Origin of the sequence: Streptacidiphilus jeojiense (assembly GCF_000719095.1) — a bacterium.
Taxonomy (GTDB): domain Bacteria; phylum Actinomycetota; class Actinomycetes; order Streptomycetales; family Streptomycetaceae; genus Streptacidiphilus; species Streptacidiphilus jeojiensis.
Genome location: NZ_JOEH01000074.1, coordinates 1 through 2042 on the forward strand (window position 1 = coordinate 1; position 2042 = coordinate 2042).

Here is a 2042-nt window from a genome sequence, read left to right on the forward strand (position 1 = left end):
CGGGCTGCTCGCTGTCGGGTCCCTGGTCGGTGGGGGTGTCGAGGCGGGCGAGGAGTTCCCATTCGCCGGCGCGCAGGGGGAGTTCGCCGCTGTGGACGTTGTTGGGGTAGGCGGGCAGCAGGGCGGTGAAGGTGCCGTCGACGGCCTGGGCGGGGTGGGTCTGCGGGCGGCGGGTGTGCCGCTTGTGGCGCAGGACCAGGTCGAAGGTGTGGGTGCCGGTGACCGGGTAGCTGCCCTGGAGCTGGAACGCGGACTGGTCGGGCAGCACGGTGACCGACTCCACCACCGGCTGCACCCGCTGGTCGCAGATCTGCAGATAACCCCGCGGCGAGGCCTTGAAGAGCAGCGCCCGGTCTCCGGGCTTCACCTCCGCGCCAGCCTTCACCAGCGGGAACTGCACCGATGACGGACTGTCAGCCCCCAGGTCCAGGACGACCGGCACCACGTGGCCGTCCGCATGGACCAGGTCGGCCGACCAGTGCTCCTTGTCCCGGCCCTGGGTGCTGGGCCGGTTGCGGGAGTGCTCCAGCTGGACCCGCTCCAGGTCGGCGGGATCGATCCGGACGGTGAAGGCGACCTGGTCGCCGGTGGCCGCGCCCAGCTCCAGGACGTAGTCCACGACGCGGGAGCTGCCGTCCTCGGTGTGCCGTAGCACGAGCACGACACCGTCCTCGATGCCCGGCTGGGCGCGCAGCGAGCCGCCGAGCTCGATCAGGTCGCCGACGGGCTCGGCCGAGGTGACCCGGGCCTTGACGGTCTCGACCCGCAGGCCCAGGTGCTGGTCGGTGATCTCGGGGATCAGCCGTACGTCCTCGCTCACCCAGAACGGCGCGGGGCTCTGGCCGGAGCCGGTCTGCCCCTCCTTGATCCGGGTCCGGCGCGGACGGCCTGCGCCGAACTGGGCCAGCGTCACCGCCCAGCTGGCGTCCTGCCATTCGCCGCGCTTCTTCAGGCGCTCCGGGTCGACGGTGACCGACCAGCCGGACCAGTCGGCGTGGTGAAACGGAAGGTTGGGGTTCTCGGCGGTCACGTCGGGACGCCGCACCGTGCGGGTGGGCAGCACCAGCGTGCGCTGGCTCTTCTTCCGGCGCAGTATCAGCGCCCGGACCGAGTCGTACCGGTGCTCGGCGCCGAGGTTCTTCTGGAAGGCGTGTCCCTCCAGCTTCAGCCGGCCGTTCTCCCAGGTGATCGCGTCCACGGTGGCGTGCAGGCCGACCGCGGCGACCAGGCTGGCCACCGCCTCGTCCAGCGGCGGACTGTCCTTCAGGACGGGGTAGTCCGCCTTGGGACGCAGCGTGCCGCGGGTCGGGATGGCCCGCGGGTACACCTCCTCGAACGCCAGCACGGCCAGCAGATCGTCCATCCGGCGCTTGGCGGTCAGCCAGTACTTGATCCGCAGGCCCTCGGGGAGTTCGGTCAGCAGGGTGGGCTCGATGTCCTCGACGATGCGGCCGACATGGTCCAGGAAGGCGGTCCGGTAGACGTCGTCGGCCTTCGCCAGCGAGCGGAAGAACATCTCCAGTTCCTCGACCAGGACGTTGAGGTCGTAGGACTGCAGGTAGGTGTGGAACTCCGGGTCGGCCTGGGCCTGGGTCTTGAGGAAGTCGCGGACCATGGTGATCGAGGTGACCCGGTCGATCAGGCCCTTGGGGTCGGTGCTGTTCTGGGTGATCGACCGGGAGCCGACCTCGCGCATCCGCCACAGGTAGACCGGCTCGGCCAGGCAGTCCACCGACGTGGCCAGGTAGTGCAGCGGCACGCTGACCGGGGCGTCCTCGTAGAGGATGCCGGGGTACTGCATGGCGTGCTGGTCCCAGAAGCTGCGCCGGTAGACCTAGCCGGTCTGCTCCAGCGTCTCGATCATCAGCTGGTAGGCCTTGGGCGGGACGATGTCGTCGCTGTCCACGAAGGTCAGGAACTCGGCGTCGGGGTCCACGGCCGCGCTGCCGGTGTTGCGGGCCGGCCCCAGGCCCTTGTTCTGCTGCTGGACCAGGCGGAAGCGGGGGTCGCGCTGTGCGAAGGCCTCGGCGATCTCGGCGCTG

Annotated in this window: 2 protein-coding genes; both read right to left on the bottom strand. The window is 70.4% G+C overall.

The window, feature by feature from the left end; all coding sequences use genetic code 11:
* The coding region (locus tag IF29_RS0141010; protein ID WP_030267593.1) for a hypothetical protein at window positions 1-1801 on the bottom strand (1801 nt) is incomplete at its 3' end.
* 33 nt (window positions 1802-1834) lie between these two features.
* Window positions 1835-2042: glycosyltransferase family 2 protein (locus tag IF29_RS0141015; RefSeq protein ID WP_030267596.1), on the bottom strand; the 208-nt coding region annotated here is incomplete at its 5' end.